The following is a 16,027-nucleotide window of genomic DNA, read 5'->3' as shown; positions in this document are numbered from 1 at the left end:
TCCGCATCCATCACGTCAGGCGCACCAGCTGTCGCGGTATGTGAGGCGGTACCAGCTCGGGCCGGTGCGTGAGCAACACCACGGTCCGGTGCCCGGCCGCGGCGAACAGGTCCTCCAGCAGCGCCCGTCCAGTCTCCTCGTCCAGGTGCTCGGTCGGCTCGTCCAGCACGAGTACGTCGCGGTCGGCCAGCAGCAGCCGGGCGAACGCGAGCCGCTGCCTCTCCCCACCCGACAGCCGGGCGCCGTGCTCGCCCACCATCGTGTCGAGTCCGTCCGGCAGCGTCTCGACGAAGACCCCGAGGCGAGCGCGGTAGAGCGCCTTCCAGAGCTCCAGGTCACTGACGCCAGGCTTGGCGAGCAGGAGGTTCTCCCGGATGCTCGTGTCGAACACGTGGCTCTCTTGGGTCAGCAGGCCGACCACGGACCGGACCTGGTCGCCCTCGAGCTTGGCCAGATCGACACCGTCCAGCAGCACCTCGCCGGCGCGCGGCTCCAGGAACCGCAGCAGGACCGCTGCGAGGGTGCTCTTTCCCGAGCCGCTCGGGCCGGTGATCACCACTCGGCTGCCGGCCGGCATGTCCAGGCTCAACCCGTTCAGTATGTCGGCGTGGTCGGCGTACCCGACTCGGAGGAGCTTCACCTGGAGGTCGCGTCCGTGCGGCAGGGGTAGCGGGGTCTCGGGTTCGGTGACTGGCTCTTGGGTGTCCAGGAGCTCTTGGACCCGGTCCAGCGATGCCCGGACGCGGATCGCTAGTTGTGCGGCGGCCGGGATCCCACCGAGGACGTCGGCGAGCGCGAGTGGGGTCAGGACTAGTACGGCGAACACTGCGGCGGTGATGTTCGCCGTACTGCCGAGCACCAGACCGGCCACGCTCGCACCGCCGACGCACAGCACGAGGAGCGCTGCCCCGAGTCCGGCGCTCCAGGCTGAGCGGCGCTCGGCTGCGGCGAGGCGGGAGTCGCTCGCACTGAAGGAGTCCAGCACGTTGTCGATCGCGTTGAACGCGACGATGTCGCCTGCCGTGAGCAGCGTCTCGGTGGCGGCGGCTGCTACCTCGCCGCGTGCACCTGAGAGCTTCCGCTCGGCCCGTCCAGCGGTCTTCGCGGTCAGCCACGGTACGACGGTGCACGCGATCAGGACCGCCAACGCGACGGCTACACCCGCAGCCGGCAGCAGCAGAGCTATGAGGACCACCGTGGCGGTGGCTGTCACCGCTGCGACCGCTACCGGCAGCAGCACGCGCAGCCACAGGTCCAGCACCGCGTCCACGTCCAGCACCAGCCTCGCCAGCAGGTCACCCTTCCGCTGCGAGCTCAGCCCACCCGGCGCCAGCTTCTCCAACCGCCCAGTGATCCGCGCCCGAGTCTCCCCCAGCACCCGGTACGCCGCGTCATGCCCGACCAACCGCTCGACGTACCGGAACACCCCGCGTCCCACCCCGAACGCCCGCACCGCCACGATCGCCACCATCAAGATCAACACCGGCGGCTGAGCCGCAGCAGTGGTAATCAACCAAGCCGAAGTAGCCAGCAACCCCACCGCAGACCCCGCAGCCGCCACCCCAGCCGCGAGCGCCACCCCCAACCGCCACCGCACGCCCCGCTCAGGCACCACCAGCCCAACCGGAAACCACCCCCGCCCCAACTCCGTCTCTCCCCACGCCCCCGTCTCTCCCCGCGGCCCCGTCCCTATCGCCGACCCCGTCGTCCCTCCCCGCGGCGTCGTCTCTCCCCCCGACCCCGTGTCTCCCGCGGTTCCCGCTTCCATCGGGATCCCGAGGGCTGGCTGGCTCGCTTCGGTGAGGTGCGCTCCGCCCCGCTCCGTCAGACGTCGCCGAGGACTGCTCGTGGCGGTCATGCGTTCACCAGCTCTCTCGCGCCGACGGTGACTGTTCGGTCTGCGGCAGCAATCAGGGCGGGCCTGTGAGCGACCATCAGGACTGTGCGGCCGCTGGCACGGAGGCCGGCGATGACTGTCGCCTCCGCGTCGGGGTCCAGGCCTGCTGTCGGCTCGTCCAGGAGGAGCACCGGGGCGTCGGTGATCAGCGCTCGGGCCAGTGCCACTCGGCGTTGCTGCCCACCGGACAGCAGCTGTCCTTGCTCACCGACTGCCTTGTCGAGCTCCAGTTCACCGGCGCCGGCCGCGATCAGCGCCAGCCGGACCTCGTCGTCGGAGGCATCCGGCCGGCCCAGCCGCACGTTGTCCGCGACCGTTCCCATCCGCAGCCCTGGCCGCTGTGGCACCCAGGCGAACTGCCGCCTCCACACCGTCGGCTCGAACTCGTCCGCCGCACTCCCGCCGGCAACGACCACACCCCGCTCCAGCTCCACAAACCCGAGCAACGCAGCCAGCACAGTCGACTTCCCGATCCCGCTCGGCCCGGTCAGCGCAACCACCTCCCCCGGACGCACGTCCAGGTCGAACCCGTCGAGCGCCGCGTCGTCGCGCCCCGGGTACCGCACCGTCACGTCGTACAGCTGCAGCGGGCTCACCCGCAGGTCCGGTACGTCGGTCCGATCGCCGCGCTCAGGCAATGGCGTCTCCAGGATCCGGAACACCTCTTCGCTCGCGGCGACCCCGTCCGCACTGGCGTGGAACTGCATGCCGACCTGACGCAACGGCAGGTACGCCTCAGGCGCCAGGATCAACACCATCAACGCTGTCTCGAGCCCTAGCTTGCCGTCGACCAGCCGCAGACCGACACCGACGGCGACCAGCGCCACCGAGATGCTCGCCAGCAGTTCCAGCGCGAACGATGACAGGAACGCCAACCGCAGACTGCTCATCGACGCCACCCGATGCTTGTCGGTCACCCGTCGTACGGCGGACTCCTGGGCCTTGGCGCGGCCGAACAGCTTCAGGGTGGGCAGACCGGAGACGACATCGGCGAAGTGGTGCGCGAGGACGGACAGTGCGTGCTGGCGGCGCCGGCTGTGGGCTTGGGTCGCCCAGCCGATCAGGGCCATGAAGATCGGGATCAGCGGGAGCGTGATCAGCACGGTCCCCGCCGCGATCAGGTCACCCGTCGCCATCCATCCGATCACGCCGGCCGGGACGGTCGCGGCTAGTACGAGCTGGGGCAGGTACCGAGCGAAGTACGGATCCAGGTCGTCCAGCCCCTTGGTCAGCAGGGTCGTCAGTGCGCTGCTGCGTTCACCACTCAGCCACACCGGCCCGAGCTTCAGTGAGCGCTCCAGCACCTGCCGACGCAGCGTCGACTTCACCGCAGCCGCCGCCCGCTGTGCCACCACCTCCTGCATCCACACCAAGAGCCCGCGCCCTACCACAACAACCCCCAGCCCGAGAGCCACAGCCGCCACCCCGCCGCCCCGCAAGCCATCGCCGAGCGAGCCGCCGAGCAACCCGCCGCCCAGCCCCCCGCCCAGCACGCCGCCACTGGCCCCGCCGCCGCCCGCGTCTCCCCGGAGCACCCCGGTGCCTCCGTCGGCGGTCGGCACCATGCCCGCGATGCCGCGCGCCAGCAACACAGCCTGGATCACGATCAGCAATCCGCTGGCGATCCCGATCAGCACCGACGCCGCGAGAAAGACCCGCGCACCCCGCGCTCTGCGCAGCAGCCGCGGGTCGACGGGCTTCATGACGCGGAGCCCGAGACAGCGACCGGCTCGACAGTGATGCGCTTGCGGAACACCCAGTACGTCCACCCCTGGTACAGCAGCACCAACGGCAGGAAGATCCCGGCAATGATCGTCAAGATCTTCAACGTGTACGGCGTTGACGCGGCATCAACTGTTGTCAATGTTGATTGCGGATCAAGTGTTGACGGCATCACGGCCGGGAACATCGCGGCGAACAACGACGCCACGGCCAGCCCGACGGCGAGCGCCGTACCGAGGAATGCCCAGCCCTCACGCCGGACCCGGTTCGCAACCAGACCACCGGCGAACGCGACCACCGCCAACGCCGCGACGATCACCGAGCCGGTGTCACCGCGGATCGCCTGAGCCCACGCGAGAAAGGCGATCACCAGCACCGCCGCCACCACCCCGGCACGCGAGGCCAACCGATTGGCCCGCGCCCGCAGATCATCCGTCGTCCGCAAGGCAAGGAAGATCGCGCCATGGGCAACGAACACCGCGGTGAACGCAACCGCGCCGAGCAGAGCGAACGGACTCAACAGGTCACCGAGATTGCCGACGTACTCGAACGAAGCATCAAGCGGCACCCCACGCACCAGGTTGGCGAACGTGAGACCCCACAGCAGCGCAGGCAGCACCGACCCGATCGTGATCATCGTGTCCATCCGGCCGCGCCAGACCAGGTCGTCGCGCTTACCGCGGTACTCCAACGCCACCCCGCGCACGATCAGCGACACCAGGATCGCGAACAGCGGTAGGTAGAACCCACTGAACAACGTCGCGTACCACTCCGGAAAGGCAGCGAACGTCGCGCCGCCGGCCACGATCAGCCACACCTCGTTGCCGTCCCAGACCGGCCCGATCGTGGTGATCACCGCCCGTCGCTCCGGCTCGTTCCGCCCGAGCACCCGCAGCAGCGTGCCGACGCCGAAGTCGAATCCCTCCAGGACGAAGTACCCGATCCACAACCCCGCGATGGCGAGGAACCAAACGGTGGTGAGTTCCATGGCCAGCCCCTCAGTAGGCGAACGACAACGGTTTGGCGGCGTCGTCCGGTGCGTCGTCCGGCGAATCGGGCGCCGGCCCGTCCGTCCCGGCCAGCCCACCGCGGATGGTGCGCACCATCAGCTTGACCTCGACCACAGCGAGTACGCCGTACAGGACGGTGAAGCCGGCCAGCGACGTGATCACCTCGCCGCTGGTAGTGCCCGGCGACACACCCGATGCCGTCGGCAACAATCCGAACACCAGCCAGGGCTGCCGCCCGGTCTCGGTGAAGATCCAGCCGTAGGTGTTCGCCAGCAGAGGAAGCAACGGCAGCGGAGCCGCGAGCCAGATCAGCCACCGGGCAGGCGCCCGGCCCCGCCGGGTCGTCCACAGCAACCACACCGCCAGCACTGCGGACGCCATCCCGACTCCGATCATCAACCGGAAGGTCCAGTAGGTCAGCGGGATGTTCGGCTTGTACGACCCCGGCCCGTACAACTGCTCGTACGCGGCCTGCAGCGAGTTGATCCCCTTCACCTCGCCGTTGAAGTTCCCGGTGGCCAGGAACGACAGCAGATGCGGCAGCTTGACGGAGAAGATCTCCCGCGACCCGTCCAGCGTCCCCACGGTGAAGACCGAGAACGACGCCGGCTTCTCCGTCTCGTACAGCGCCTCGGCCGCGGCCATCTTCATCGGCTGTACCTCGGTCATCACCTTGCCCTGCTGGTCACCGCTGATCGCGACCCCGGCACCGGCCGCGATCACGATCACGGCCCCGATTTTGAGCGCCGTACGGAACACCTCGCGGTCCACCGACGGCCGCCGGATCAGGTGCCAGAGCGCCACCCCGGCGACGAACGCACCGCCGACCATGAACGCGGCGAAGATCGTGTGCGGGTAGGTGACCAGGACGACCTTGTTCGTCAGCACCGCCCAGATATCGGTCAGCTCCGCGCGACCACGGGAAGCGTTGTAGCGGAAGCCGACCGGGTTCTGCATCCACGAGTTGGCCGCCAGGATGAAGTACGCCGACAACTGCGTCCCCAGCACCACCATCCAGATGCACCCGAGGTGGACCAGCCGGGGCAACCGCTCCCAGCCGAAGATCCACAGCCCGATGAACGTCGACTCCAGGAAGAACGCGAGCAGCCCCTCCAACGCCAGCGGTGCGCCGAACACGTCGCCGACGAACCGCGAGTAGTCGCTCCAGTTCATCCCGAACTGGAATTCCTGCACCAGTCCGGTGACCACGCCCATCGCGATGTTGATCAGGAACAGCTTCCCGTAGAACTTGGTCAGGCGCAGGTACTTCTCTTTGCCGGTCCGGTACCACGCGGTCTGCAGCCCGGCGGTGATCGCGACCAGCGAGATCGTCACCGGGACGAAGAAGAAGTGGTACACGGTGGTGATGGCGAACTGCCATCGAGCCAGATCCAGGGTGTCCACGCGCCGGCCTCCCCAGCCATCTACGACGTTACGTAGTAGATGCTAGCGCGGATCTACTACAACGCGTAGTTATACTGGTCACGTGGCGAGTGAGGAGAAGGCACCGCGCCCCCTGGGCGACCTGGAGCGGCTGGTCATGGAGCGGCTGTGGGCTGCGCCGGCGGCGCTGACGGTTCGCGAGGTGCACGAGCAGCTGGCGGACACCCGTGAGCTCGCCTACACGACCGTGATGACCGTGCTGGACCGGCTGGCCAAGAAGAAGCTGACCGAGCGGGAGCGCGACGGCAAGGCCTGGCGCTACCGGGCCGCCTCGCCACGCGAGGAGCTCGCGGCGGACCTGATGCGGGATGCCCTCGACCGTGCCGGTGATCGCCGCGAGGCTTTGGTCCGCTTCGTCGGACAGGTCAGCGACGAGGAAGCCGCACTGCTCCGCGAAGCCCTCGGCCGACTTGACGGCCACGCGGAGAGCGAGGAGCGAGCGGGGTGATCACCCCCGTCCTGCTCGCCGCACTCGCCCTGGTGCTGACGGGGCCGGCACCGGCGCTGCTGGCACGTTCCAGCTGGCCCTACCGGATCCCCCGCGCTGCCGTCGCACTCTGGCAGGCGATATCGCTCGCCGCCGTACTGGCCGCGCTAGGTGCCGGCATCGCGCTCTCCTACTCCACAGCGGGCGAACCCGGACGGCCACGCTTCGACCCGTCGTCCGCCCGAGACCTGCTGGCGGCAGTCATCCTCGCCATGACCGCACTGGTTCTGGTGAGACTTCTCTGGGCAGCCAGTCGAGTCGCAGTAGGCACCAGGGCCCGCCGCAAGCGGCACCGCGACCTGGTCGACGTACTGGCCACACCGGACGGCTTGATCCCGGGACTGCGTGTGCTCGCCGAGGAAACACCGCTGGCCTACTGCCTCCCAGCTCTCCGCGGCGCCCGCGTAGTCGTGTCGGTCGGAGCTCTGGACAGGCTCGACGGCAACGAGCTGCGCGCCGTGCTCGCCCACGAGCAAGCGCACCTGCGCGCCCGGCACGATCTTGTCCTCGAGGCGTTCACAGCACTGCACATGGCATTCCCGCGCTGGGTCCGCAGCGACGTAGCACTGGAGCAGGCACGCACGCTGGTCGAACTGCTGGCGGACGACGACGCCCGCCGCCGCAACGGCCCACGCCCACTCGCCCGAGCCCTGGTAGCGCTCACCGGCGCACCAGCTCCCGAAGCAGGACTGGCCGCTGCCAAGTCGGCGACCGTACTGCGGGTCCAGCGCCTCGCCGACCCCGAGCCGAGCAACGCCTGGCTCGCCGCCGGCACCTACGCCGTGGCGGCCGCCCTCCTGATCCTCCCGACGATCACCGTCGCCGCCCCACTCGTCAAAGCGATCGTCAGCGCGGTGAGTTAGCCGGCTGGTAGCGGACCAGTACGCCGCCCTTGGCCCACGGCCTGGCCTCGATCAGGTCGAGGTCGACCGGCTGGCCCCCGACCGGGAACGCGCTCTTGCCCGCGCCCAGCAGGATCGGGCAGATGCGTAACTGCACCTCGTCGACCAGACCGGCGTGCAGCAGCGAGTGGAACAGCGTGATGCTGCCCCACAGGATCAGGTCCTTGCCGTCCTGCTCGGCCTTGATCGCCCGCACCGCGTCGAGGTCGCGGACCACGATGCCGGGCTCGTACTGCCCCCACGGTGCGCTCTCGAGCGTCGTCGAGACGACCACCAGGCGCAACGCGTTGAGCTTCTCCGCGATCACCTCACCGGCAGAGGCGGCCGTCGGCCAGAACGCGGCGAACAACCGGTACGTCTCGGCGCCGAGCACCATCGTGTCGACGTTCTCGAGCAAGGCGAGATTGTCGGTGTCGGACTGCCCGGCGATCGTGTCGAAGAACTCCAGCCCACCGTCCGGTCCGGCGGCGTACCCGTCGAGGGTGACGTACTCCTGAAAGATCAGTCGCCTCATCCAGCGAGGCTACCCGAAATGCTTCCCCTCACCCCGGGCCACGGCCAGCAGCACGAGCCCCGACAGAACCAGCAGAACGACCATGGTGACGACGAATGTCAGCACTTCTCTCCCCGTATCCCCAACCCAACAATCACACTGACGACCTCAGTGCCGCAAAAGTTCCCCGAACGCCTTGGCGACTTCGTCGACCTGCCACTCCAGCGTGTCCGGACCAACCACCAACTCGATCCACGACCATCCCGGTACGTCGGCGGGCTGCCATCGGCCGCAGATCGCCTCGCGCGTCGTCTCCATCCGCTTGACCGCAGCGGTCTCGATCGTGTCGGCCGCCTGCGGCGCGTAGACCCGGAACGAGTTGGTGTGCGGCGGCTCCGGGAACACCCGGAAACCCTCGCCCTGCAAGGCCATCGAGAGCTCGACCGCCCGCTGGTACAGGTCTCCCATGAGCGGCAGGACGGTCCGCAGTCCCTCCCGCGCGGACACGGCGTATGGGAACAGCGTGTAGAGGTTGCCGCCCAGCCGACGCTGCCAGCGCCGTACCTCGGCGATCACGTCCTCCGGCCCGGCCAGCGCCGCGCCGCTCAAGCCACCAAGCACCTTGTAGAACGACACGTACACCGTCGAGGCCAGCGCCGCGATCTCCGCCAGGCTGTGGCCCAGGTACGGCGTGCTCTCCCACAAGCGAGCGCCATCCAGATGCAGCGGTACGCCGCGCTCCCGACAGGACTCGGCGAACACGACCAGCTCGTCCCACGTCGGCAGGACGAACCCGCCATCGCGCAGCGGCAGCTCCACCGTGACCGCGGCCAGCTTCCCCGGGATCGCGGCCAGCTCGTCCGGCCGGGGCTGCCGCGGCTCCGACGTCATCCGCTCGATCCGGAGCCGGTGCACCTCTTCCAGTGCGTTCAGCTCGTGCACTAGCAGGTGGGACAGCCCGTGCACCGCGACCCGATCGGTCCCGGCGCGGTCGGCGTACACGCGCAGGACGCTCTGCTGGGCCATGATCCCGGTCGGCATGAAGACCGCCGCCGGCTTCCCGAGGAGGTCGGCTACCTCCTGCTCGAGCGCGGCGACGTCTCCATCGTTGCCGTAGACGTCGGCCGAGTCCTCGCACGCGACCTCGGTGAGCTGCCGCAATCTGTCCGGCACAGGGACCCGTGGGTGTGACAGCCAGCGTTCACAGTTCTCGGCCGCGGTCTTCCAGCGGGCCCTGAGGTCGTCAGAGGTAGTAGCCACGCCCCTATCCTCTCGTGCCCCGCAATCGGTTTGGGCTCAGATCTTGGCAGTGACCACGTGCTCGCCCTCGAGCGTCCTGATCTCGACCGACCGCACCTGATTCAGCGGCACCAGCACACCGCCGCCGAACTTGCTGCCCTCCTGAGCGGCCTTCGCCGACACCACCCAACTGCCCGCGATCCAGGTCTTGCCCGACTTGTCGGTCACGACCATCTGGCACTCGGCACCGGCCTTCAGGCCGTTGATCTGCACCGTGACCCAGCTCCAGCCGGCCCGTGGCTCCACCGTCGTGGCCATCGTCGTGCCAGTCGCGACGTCCGCGGAGTTGACGTGCTTGGACCCGGCGACAGGAACCTCGGCCGGCTCGGCGGCCTGCCGTCCGATGGCCACGCCGCCACCGAGTGCACCGGCCACCACCAGCACTGCCGCGGCTGCCAGCAACCATGTGCGGGACCGCTTCCTGGCGGGCGGGGCCTGCACCGGCGCCGGCTCGGCGGCCGTCTGCCGCACCTCCCGCAGCGTGCGCTGCAGCAAGAGCTCGCCACCTTCGGGCGGACCGTCCAGGAACGCCTCCGGCGGCACCTCGCCCAGGAAGTACTTCATCTCCTCCAACTCGGCCACCTCGGTGCGGCACTCGGCACAGGTGGCCAGGTGCTCGTCGACCTCGCGGACCTCGTCGGGCTCGAGCGCGCCGAGGGCGTAGGCACCCAGCTGCGAGCGATCGTGCTCAGTCATCGGGCCACCTCCGCTTCTGTTCCGGCCATCACCGCGCGCAGAGCTCGGAGGGCGTAATACGATCTCGATTTCACGGTACCGGGCGGGACACCGAGTTCCTTGGCGGCCTCGGCGACCGACCGGCCCCGGTAGTACAACTGCACCAGCACCTCGCGATGTTCCGGCGACACCTGGTCGAGTGCGTCCATCACGATCATGGTGTTCACCACGGACTCGGAATGGTCACCCTCGACCGGGGGCCGGATCTCCACGTCGGCGACCTCGGCCGGTCGCGCCGCTCGGGCCCTGGCCCGGTCGGTGACGATGTTGCGTGCCACCGTCAGCAACCACCCGCGGACGGAACCCTTGCCCGAGGTCAGGTCGCCGGCGTGTTTCCACGCCCGCACCAGAGTCTCCTGTACGACGTCCTCCGCGGCCGCACGGTCGCCGGTCAGCCGGGTCGCATAAGCCAGCAGGCTGCGGCCGTGTTCGGCGTACAGCGATCGGATCAGCGTCTCGGCAGCCTCCGGCCCCGGGTAGTCACCCACCGTCCGTACGATAGGGGATTCACCGGCCACCGCAATGGCTGGGCTCGACCGCGGCCGGAACTCAGTAACCTGAGTTGCCATTACTTGACGGCTGAGTCGTGACCTTCTTACCGTCCGCGCCGACGACCCACCAGACTCCTTCGACCGCCTGGCCTTTGGCGTCGCCCGCCTTGGTGTCACTCGCGAACAGGTAGATCGGCAACCCGCCGACCGCCAGCTGCTTGCTGCCGTCGGACCGGGTCACTGTGCTGACCAGCGAGGCGTCGATGCCGTCGAGCTGCGGCGTACCGTCACCGGCGGCGACGACCGGCCACTTGGCCAGGCAGTCGCCCTCACAGTTCGACTTGCCGGACACGTCCTTGTCGAACACGTACACCGTTCGCCCGTTGCCGTCGACAATGACCTTGCCGAAGCTGCCGACGTCGGCGGTGGCGAGTTTCGAGCCGGCGGCGGCCGGTGCGCTCGAGCTGCTGCTGGATGTCCCACCGCTGGCGGAGTCGCCGTCGTCACCGCAGGCGGTCAAGCCGGCGAGACCGAGCGCGAACACACCGATCACGATTCCCATCCGCTTCATCAGGTCCTCCTCGGGTCACCGTTGAACACCTGCCATACGTCCGGAATCCGTGACCGGTTCAAACCGGAGAGATATCGTTTCGGGCATGGTTTCAGGCATGGAACAGATCCCCGCCGCGATCCAGCGTGCACTCACCGCGATCGACGCGCAGGACAACGACGCGTTCGTGGCGGCCTTCGCCGCCGACGGCTTCGTCGACGACTGGGGCCGCCAGTTCCGCGGACACGACCGGATCCGGTCCTGGAGCGACAACGAGCTGATCGGCAAGCGGGCGACCTTCACCGGCACCACGGTGTCCACCCCGGGCAACCCGCTGACGATCGTCACCCAGGTCGGCGGCGACGGCTTCAACGGACCGTCCCACTTCACCTTCGACGTCCAGGGCGATCAGCTCGCATCTATGACCATCACCGCCTGACCCCGCTTAGTTGCCGGGGGCAAGCACGCCGCAGCGGTCAAACGCTCGTCTGCCCCATCGGCCTCCTACAGTCCGGTCATGAGCGACCTCGGAGATTCCGCCGCCTCCGGCAACAACTGGTAGCCCAATGCCCTCAGACCGCGCGGACGGTCAGCACGTTGTCGAGTCCCTTGAAGTCCAAGGCGTTGCGTGTGTACAGCGGCAGGCCCCGGCTCGAGGCGATGGCCGCGATCATCAGGTCCATTCGCCGGGGCCGGGGATCACGGCCGGCCGAAATCACCAGCGCCACCAGCGTGCCGTAGCGGGCCGCCGCATCGCCGTCGAACGGCAGCGGATCGAAGTCGGACACGGCAGCTCCGAGCACCTCAGTCCGCGCGGCTCTCGTCGCCGCATCCTTCGCCATCGCTACACCCTGATGCAGTTCGGCGAGGGTGACGGCCGTGAGTTCGGGATACTCCGGCAGCGCATCTGCCTCGATCAGACCGAGATCGACGTACGTACAGGTGTCCAGAACGCCGGAAGCCGACGGATCACTCACCGCCGCGCTCCCAGGGGTCGTCCTCGCCGACCCTGTCCTCGGCGCCGAAGAACTCGTCCGCCTCCTGTCGCATCAGCGCGGCGTCCACGCGGGGCAACCGGCGGTGCCGTTGGACCAGCTCCTGCGCGCTCAGGCGTCGCCGCTTGTTCAGCGGGCGCAACTCGGCGACCTCGGTGCCGTTCCGGGTGATGTGGTAGGTCTCCCCAGCCTCGACGGCATCCATCACAGCCGCGGAGTGATTGCGGAACTCCCGCTGGGTGATGATCTTCATACCCCCAGCGTAGCTCCATGAGACACAGCTCGCTACACCTGCGAAAACTACACCGCTTCGGGCTCGCGGATTCGTTGGGAGATGACCGAGGAGACGCCGTCGCCGCGCATGGTGACGCCGTACAGGGCGTCGGCGACCTCCATGGTGCGCTTCTGGTGGGTGATGACGAGGAGCTGGCTGTTCTCGCGCAGCTCTTCGTAGAGTTCCAGCAGGCGGCCGAGGTTCGTGTCGTCCAGCGCCGCCTCGACCTCGTCGAGGATGTAGAACGGCGACGGCCGGGCCTTGAACAGCGCGACCAGGAACGCGACCGCGACGAGCGACCGCTCGCCACCGGACAGCAGCGACAGCCGCTTCACCTTCTTGCCCGGCGGGCGCGCCTCGACGTCGATCCCAGTGGACAGCATGTCGTCGGGGTCGGTCAGCACCAGCCGGCCCTCACCTCCCGGGAACAGCCGGGCGAACACGTGCTCGAAGGCGACCTCGACGTCGCGATAGGCCTGGGTGAAGACCTGCTCGACCCGCTCGTCGACCTCCTTGACGATGTCCATCAGGTCCCGGCGGGACTTCTTCAGGTCGTCGAGCTGCTCGGACAGGAACCGGTGCCGCTCCTCCATCGCATCGAACTCCTCCAGCGCGAGCGGATTGATCCGCCCCAGCTGGTTGAGCGCGCGCTCGGCCTGCTTCAGCCGCTTCCCGACCTTCACCCGGTCGAACGGTTCACCCTGGAGCTCGAGCGTGTTGTCGTCGCCGTCCTTGGGCAGCGGCGGCACCAGCTGGTCCGGCCCGTACTCCGAGACGAGCGCCTCGACCTCGACGCCGAGCTCGCCGAGCGACTTCTCGTACAGCTGCTCCAGCCGCATCTTCTGCTCGGCCCGGGCCAGCGCGTCGCGGTGCACAGTGTTGGTCAGCTGCTCCAGCTCGGAGCTCAGGCCCCGCGTCGCGGACCGCGACTGGGCCAGCGCCTGCTCGCGATCTGCGCGCTGCGCCTGGATCGCCGCCCGCTCGGACGCCGCCAGCTGCAACGAGGTCTCCAGCCGGGCCAACACGTGACCAGCAGCCAGATGCACCGCCTGCGCGGCCTCCGCCTGCCGGGCTCGGCGTGCCGCCCGAGCGATCGCCCGCGCCCGCGCCTCGCGCTCCTGCCGCGCCGCGCGCTCCAGCGAGTCCGCCCGGCCGGACAGCGCCCTGGCCCGCTCCTCGGTGGTGCGCAGCGCCAGCCGCGCCTCCATCTCGGCCGCCCGACCGCCCTTGGCCGCCTCGGCGAGCCGGTCGCGCTCGGCGGTATCCGGCTCGTCACCGTCGTCGTCGAATTGCTCGGCGTCGGTGAGGCGCTCCTCCAGCTCGGCCAGGCCGGACAGGTTCTTGTCGCGCTCTTCCTCGGCCGCAGCGATGGCCTCGGCCATCCGCTGCGCCTCGCCACGGGACGCCTTCGCGAGCGACCCGAAGTGCGCCAACTGCTCGGCCACGGCCGCCATCGCCGCGTCCGACTCGTGCAGCCGGGCCAGCGTGATCTCGACGGATTCCTTCTGCCGCGATCGCTCGTCCTCCAGCGCCGCCAACTCGAACCGCAGCCGCTCGCTCCGCGCCGTAGCCTCGGTCAGCTTCTCCGCCGCCTCGTCGACCGCGGACTGCACCTCGATCAGGCTAGGCGCCGCGTCCGAACCGCCGTACGCGAAATGCGCCCCGAGTACGTCGCCACCGCGCGTGGTGCACGTGACGTCGGGCAGATTCCGCACCAGCACCCGGGCAGCCGCCACGTCGTCCACCACGACGACCTTGCGCAGCAGCCGCCGCAGAGCGGGCCGCAGGGTCTCCGGGCATTCCACGACATCAACGGCGTACGACGCTCCGTACGGCAGCGACGGCCACGTGGCGTAGTCATCCGACGGTGCATCGCCCAGCAGCAGGCCGGCCCGACCCAGATCGTGCTGCTTGAGGTGGCCGACGGCGTGCAGAGCAGCGTCGGTGTGGGTGACCGCGACGGCGTCGGCAGCCTCGCCGAGGGCCGCTGCGATCGCAGTCTCGTACCCGGTCCGCACGCTCAGCAGGGCAGCCACGGAACCCATCAGGCCGTTCACCTGCTCGGAGGCGGCCAGCAGGGCTCCGGCACCGTCCTTGCGGTTCAGGCCGAGCTCCAGCGCCTCCTTGCGAGCCGACAGGCCGGTGCGCTCGCGCTCGGCGTCGCGCTCCTCGGCCCGGACCTTCGCCAGGCGCTCGTCCATCTCGTCGAGGACCGCCTGAGCTGCCTCGAACTGGTCGTCGAGACCCTTCTCACCGGCATCCAGCCCGGCGACCTGGGTCTCCAGCGCGGTGAAGTCGTGCTGCGCCTTGGCCGCACGTGCCTCGGCCTCGCGCATGTTGCTGGCGAGACGGCCGATCTCGGACTCGGCGGCGGAGGCGCGGCTCTTCAGCGCGTTCACCTGACCGGTCAGCCGGGCCAGGCCCTCGCGGCGGTCGGCGGCGGCCCGGATCAGCGCCGAGATCCGGCGCTCCTCCTCGGCCTCCTGGGACTCGAGCTGCTGGCGGCGTTCGACGGCTTCGGCGAGCAGCTCCGAGTGCGCCTCGACCTCGGCCTCGATCTGCGCCTCGGTCTCGCGGACCCGCGCGGCCTCCAGCTCCAGCTCGTCCGGGTCCCGCCCGGCTCGCGGCTCCTCGGCCTCGTCGTTCAGCGACCGGATCCGGTCCGCCGCGATCCGCGCCGTGCCCTTGATCTTCTCGCCGAAGCCGGACAGCTGGTACCACGTGTCCTGGGCGGCCTGCAGGGCGGGCGCATCCTCGCGCAGCGCGTCCTCGAGCTCGGCCTCCAGCTCACGGGCCTCGCGCAGCTTGGCCTCGGTCTCGGTCCGCCGCTGGGTCAGCGCGGCCTCGTCCCGCAGCTCCGCCTCGAGCGCGGACTGGGCCTGGACGATGTCGTCGGCGAGCAGCCGGGCGCGACCGTCCCGGACCTCCGCCTGGATCGTCACCGCCCGGCGCGCCACCTCCGCCTGGCGCCCGAGCGGCTTCAGCTGGCGGCGGATCTCGGTGATCAGGTCCCCGAGCCGGTTCAGGTTGCCCTCGGTGGCCTCCAGCTTCCGGATCGCCTTTTCCTTGCGCTTGCGGTGCTTCAGGACGCCGGCCGCCTCCTCGACGAACCCGCGCCGGCCTTCCGGTGTGGCGCGCAGGATCGAGTCGAGCTGGCCCTGGCCGACGATGACGTGCATCTCGCGGCCGATGCCGGAGTCGCTGAGCAGTTCCTGGACGTCCAGCAGCCGGCAGTTCTGCCCGTTGATCTGGTAGTCCGACCCACCGTTGCGGAACATCGTCCGGGAGATCGTCACCTCGGCGTACTCGATCGGCAGCGCGCCGTCGGTGTTGTCGATGGTGAGCACCACCTCGGCGCGGCCCAGCGGGGCGCGGCCGGAGGTGCCGGCGAAGATGACGTCCTCCATCTTGCCGCCACGCAGCGACTTGGCGCCCTGCTCGCCCATCACCCAGGCGAGAGCGTCGACCACATTGGACTTGCCGGAGCCGTTCGGGCCGACGATGCAGGTGATGCCCGGTTCGAAGTTCATCGTCGTGGCCGACGCGAACGACTTGAAGCCTCGGAGCGTCATGCTCTTCAGGTACAAAGCGATGCTCTCCAACCCGTGAAAGGACAGACGATACCGAAGGAACCGTCATAACTGCACGTAACGCTGCCGCTACCCGGGGGAAGTAGTTCCGCTTCGCAGTCTACAAACAGCTGCCGATGTTCCTGCGGAGGCCAGCCGA

15 protein-coding genes are annotated in these 16,027 nt (G+C 69.2%); 3 read left to right on the top strand and 12 right to left on the bottom strand.

Annotated elements, in window-relative coordinates; translation table 11 throughout:
• Positions 1 to 10 precede the first annotated feature (10 nt).
• The 4 genes from cydC to OG817_RS06630 all read right to left on the bottom strand — a co-directional run bounded on the left by cydC (position 11) and on the right by OG817_RS06630 (position 6,033).
• Positions 11 to 1,612: a thiol reductant ABC exporter subunit CydC gene (gene cydC / locus OG817_RS06645; RefSeq protein WP_406057391.1), complete on the bottom strand. Its 1,602-nt coding sequence runs from the start codon at positions 1,610 to 1,612 to the stop codon at positions 11 to 13.
• A gap of 242 nt (positions 1,613 to 1,854) precedes the next feature.
• On the bottom strand, positions 1,855 to 3,600 hold the full coding sequence (cydD, locus tag OG817_RS06640) for a thiol reductant ABC exporter subunit CydD (protein ID WP_406052825.1): 1,746 nt from the start codon (positions 3,598 to 3,600) through the stop codon (positions 1,855 to 1,857).
• Positions 3,597 to 4,607 carry a cytochrome d ubiquinol oxidase subunit II gene (cydB, locus tag OG817_RS06635; RefSeq protein ID WP_406052824.1) on the bottom strand — a complete coding sequence of 337 codons (1,011 nt, stop codon included), beginning with the start codon at positions 4,605 to 4,607 and terminating at the stop codon, positions 3,597 to 3,599. Before cydB ends, cydD begins: the two co-directional genes overlap by 4 nt.
• A gap of 10 nt (positions 4,608 to 4,617) precedes the next feature.
• Entirely contained in the window at positions 4,618 to 6,033 is a 1,416-nt protein-coding gene (locus tag OG817_RS06630) for a cytochrome ubiquinol oxidase subunit I (RefSeq protein ID WP_406052823.1), read from the bottom strand.
• Positions 6,034 to 6,115: 82 nt separating this feature from the next.
• On the opposite strand from OG817_RS06630, the gene OG817_RS06625 reads away from it, so the two are divergent.
• Positions 6,116 to 6,520, top strand: a complete 405-nt coding sequence (locus OG817_RS06625; protein ID WP_406052822.1) for a BlaI/MecI/CopY family transcriptional regulator — start codon at positions 6,116 to 6,118, stop codon at positions 6,518 to 6,520.
• On the top strand, positions 6,517 to 7,422 hold the full coding sequence (locus OG817_RS06620) for a M56 family metallopeptidase (RefSeq protein WP_406052821.1): 906 nt from the start codon (positions 6,517 to 6,519) through the stop codon (positions 7,420 to 7,422). Before OG817_RS06625 ends, OG817_RS06620 begins: the two co-directional genes overlap by 4 nt.
• Here OG817_RS06620 and OG817_RS06615 read toward each other — a convergent pair.
• The 5 genes from OG817_RS06615 to OG817_RS06595 form a co-directional block, all read right to left on the bottom strand.
• Positions 7,406 to 7,975, bottom strand: coding sequence for a dihydrofolate reductase family protein (locus OG817_RS06615; protein WP_360452020.1), 570 nt, complete (start codon positions 7,973 to 7,975; stop codon positions 7,406 to 7,408). The genes OG817_RS06620 and OG817_RS06615 overlap by 17 nt on opposite strands.
• 147 nt (positions 7,976 to 8,122) lie before the next feature.
• On the bottom strand, positions 8,123 to 9,214 hold the full coding sequence (locus OG817_RS06610; protein ID WP_406052819.1) for a threonine aldolase family protein: 1,092 nt from the start codon (positions 9,212 to 9,214) through the stop codon (positions 8,123 to 8,125).
• A gap of 36 nt (positions 9,215 to 9,250) precedes the next feature.
• Complete coding sequence (locus tag OG817_RS06605) at positions 9,251 to 9,949, bottom strand: anti-sigma factor family protein (RefSeq protein ID WP_396394053.1); 699 nt, start codon at positions 9,947 to 9,949, stop codon at positions 9,251 to 9,253.
• Positions 9,946 to 10,437, bottom strand: a complete 492-nt coding sequence (locus tag OG817_RS06600; protein WP_396394171.1) for a sigma-70 family RNA polymerase sigma factor — start codon at positions 10,435 to 10,437, stop codon at positions 9,946 to 9,948. The genes OG817_RS06605 and OG817_RS06600 overlap by 4 nt, the downstream gene beginning before the upstream one ends.
• Before the next feature lie 100 nt (positions 10,438 to 10,537).
• Complete coding sequence (locus OG817_RS06595) at positions 10,538 to 11,050, bottom strand: hypothetical protein (RefSeq protein ID WP_406052818.1); 513 nt, start codon at positions 11,048 to 11,050, stop codon at positions 10,538 to 10,540.
• Positions 11,051 to 11,147: 97 nt separating this feature from the next.
• Between OG817_RS06595 and OG817_RS06590 the strand changes: the two genes are divergently transcribed.
• A complete protein-coding gene (locus tag OG817_RS06590; protein ID WP_406052816.1) occupies positions 11,148 to 11,468 on the top strand; it encodes a nuclear transport factor 2 family protein in 321 nt (106 codons plus the stop codon).
• 133 nt (positions 11,469 to 11,601) lie between these two features.
• On the opposite strand, the gene OG817_RS06585 is transcribed toward OG817_RS06590, so the two are convergent.
• Genes OG817_RS06585 through smc form a run of 3 tightly spaced genes read right to left on the bottom strand, consistent with a single transcriptional unit; the run spans position 11,602 to position 15,870 of the window.
• On the bottom strand, positions 11,602 to 12,006 hold the full coding sequence (locus OG817_RS06585; protein WP_406052815.1) for a type II toxin-antitoxin system VapC family toxin: 405 nt from the start codon (positions 12,004 to 12,006) through the stop codon (positions 11,602 to 11,604).
• Positions 11,999 to 12,277, bottom strand: coding sequence for a type II toxin-antitoxin system Phd/YefM family antitoxin (locus OG817_RS06580; RefSeq protein ID WP_396394049.1), 279 nt, complete (start codon positions 12,275 to 12,277; stop codon positions 11,999 to 12,001). Before OG817_RS06580 ends, OG817_RS06585 begins: the two co-directional genes overlap by 8 nt.
• A gap of 47 nt (positions 12,278 to 12,324) precedes the next feature.
• Complete coding sequence (smc, locus tag OG817_RS06575; RefSeq protein ID WP_406052814.1) at positions 12,325 to 15,870, bottom strand: chromosome segregation protein SMC; 3,546 nt, start codon at positions 15,868 to 15,870, stop codon at positions 12,325 to 12,327.
• Positions 15,871 to 16,027: the final 157 nt, after the last annotated feature.

It is taken from the genome of Kribbella sp. NBC_00889 (assembly GCF_045207705.1).
Taxonomy (GTDB): domain Bacteria; phylum Actinomycetota; class Actinomycetes; order Propionibacteriales; family Kribbellaceae; genus Kribbella.
Note: the sequence above shows the minus strand (reverse complement) of the source record. Positions and strands in the feature narration are given on the sequence as shown.

Bases quoted from the DNA above. Each gene is read 5' to 3' on its own strand.
- OG817_RS06605 (WP_396394053.1), bottom strand. From the start codon at position 9,949: ATGACTGAGCACGATCGCTCGCAGCTGGGTGCCTACGCCCTCGGCGCG.
- OG817_RS06580 (WP_396394049.1), bottom strand. From the start codon at position 12,277: ATGAAGATCATCACCCAGCGGGAGTTCCGCAATCACTCCGCGGCTGTG.
- OG817_RS06590 (WP_406052816.1), top strand. From the start codon at position 11,148: ATGGAACAGATCCCCGCCGCGATCCAGCGTGCACTCACCGCGATCGAC.
- OG817_RS06595 (WP_406052818.1), bottom strand. From the start codon at position 11,050: ATGAAGCGGATGGGAATCGTGATCGGTGTGTTCGCGCTCGGTCTCGCC.
- cydB (WP_406052824.1), bottom strand. From the start codon at position 4,607: ATGGAACTCACCACCGTTTGGTTCCTCGCCATCGCGGGGTTGTGGATC.
- smc (WP_406052814.1), bottom strand. From the start codon at position 15,870: ATGACGCTCCGAGGCTTCAAGTCGTTCGCGTCGGCCACGACGATGAAC.
- OG817_RS06615 (WP_360452020.1), bottom strand. From the start codon at position 7,975: ATGAGGCGACTGATCTTTCAGGAGTACGTCACCCTCGACGGGTACGCC.
- cydD (WP_406052825.1), bottom strand. From the start codon at position 3,600: ATGAAGCCCGTCGACCCGCGGCTGCTGCGCAGAGCGCGGGGTGCGCGG.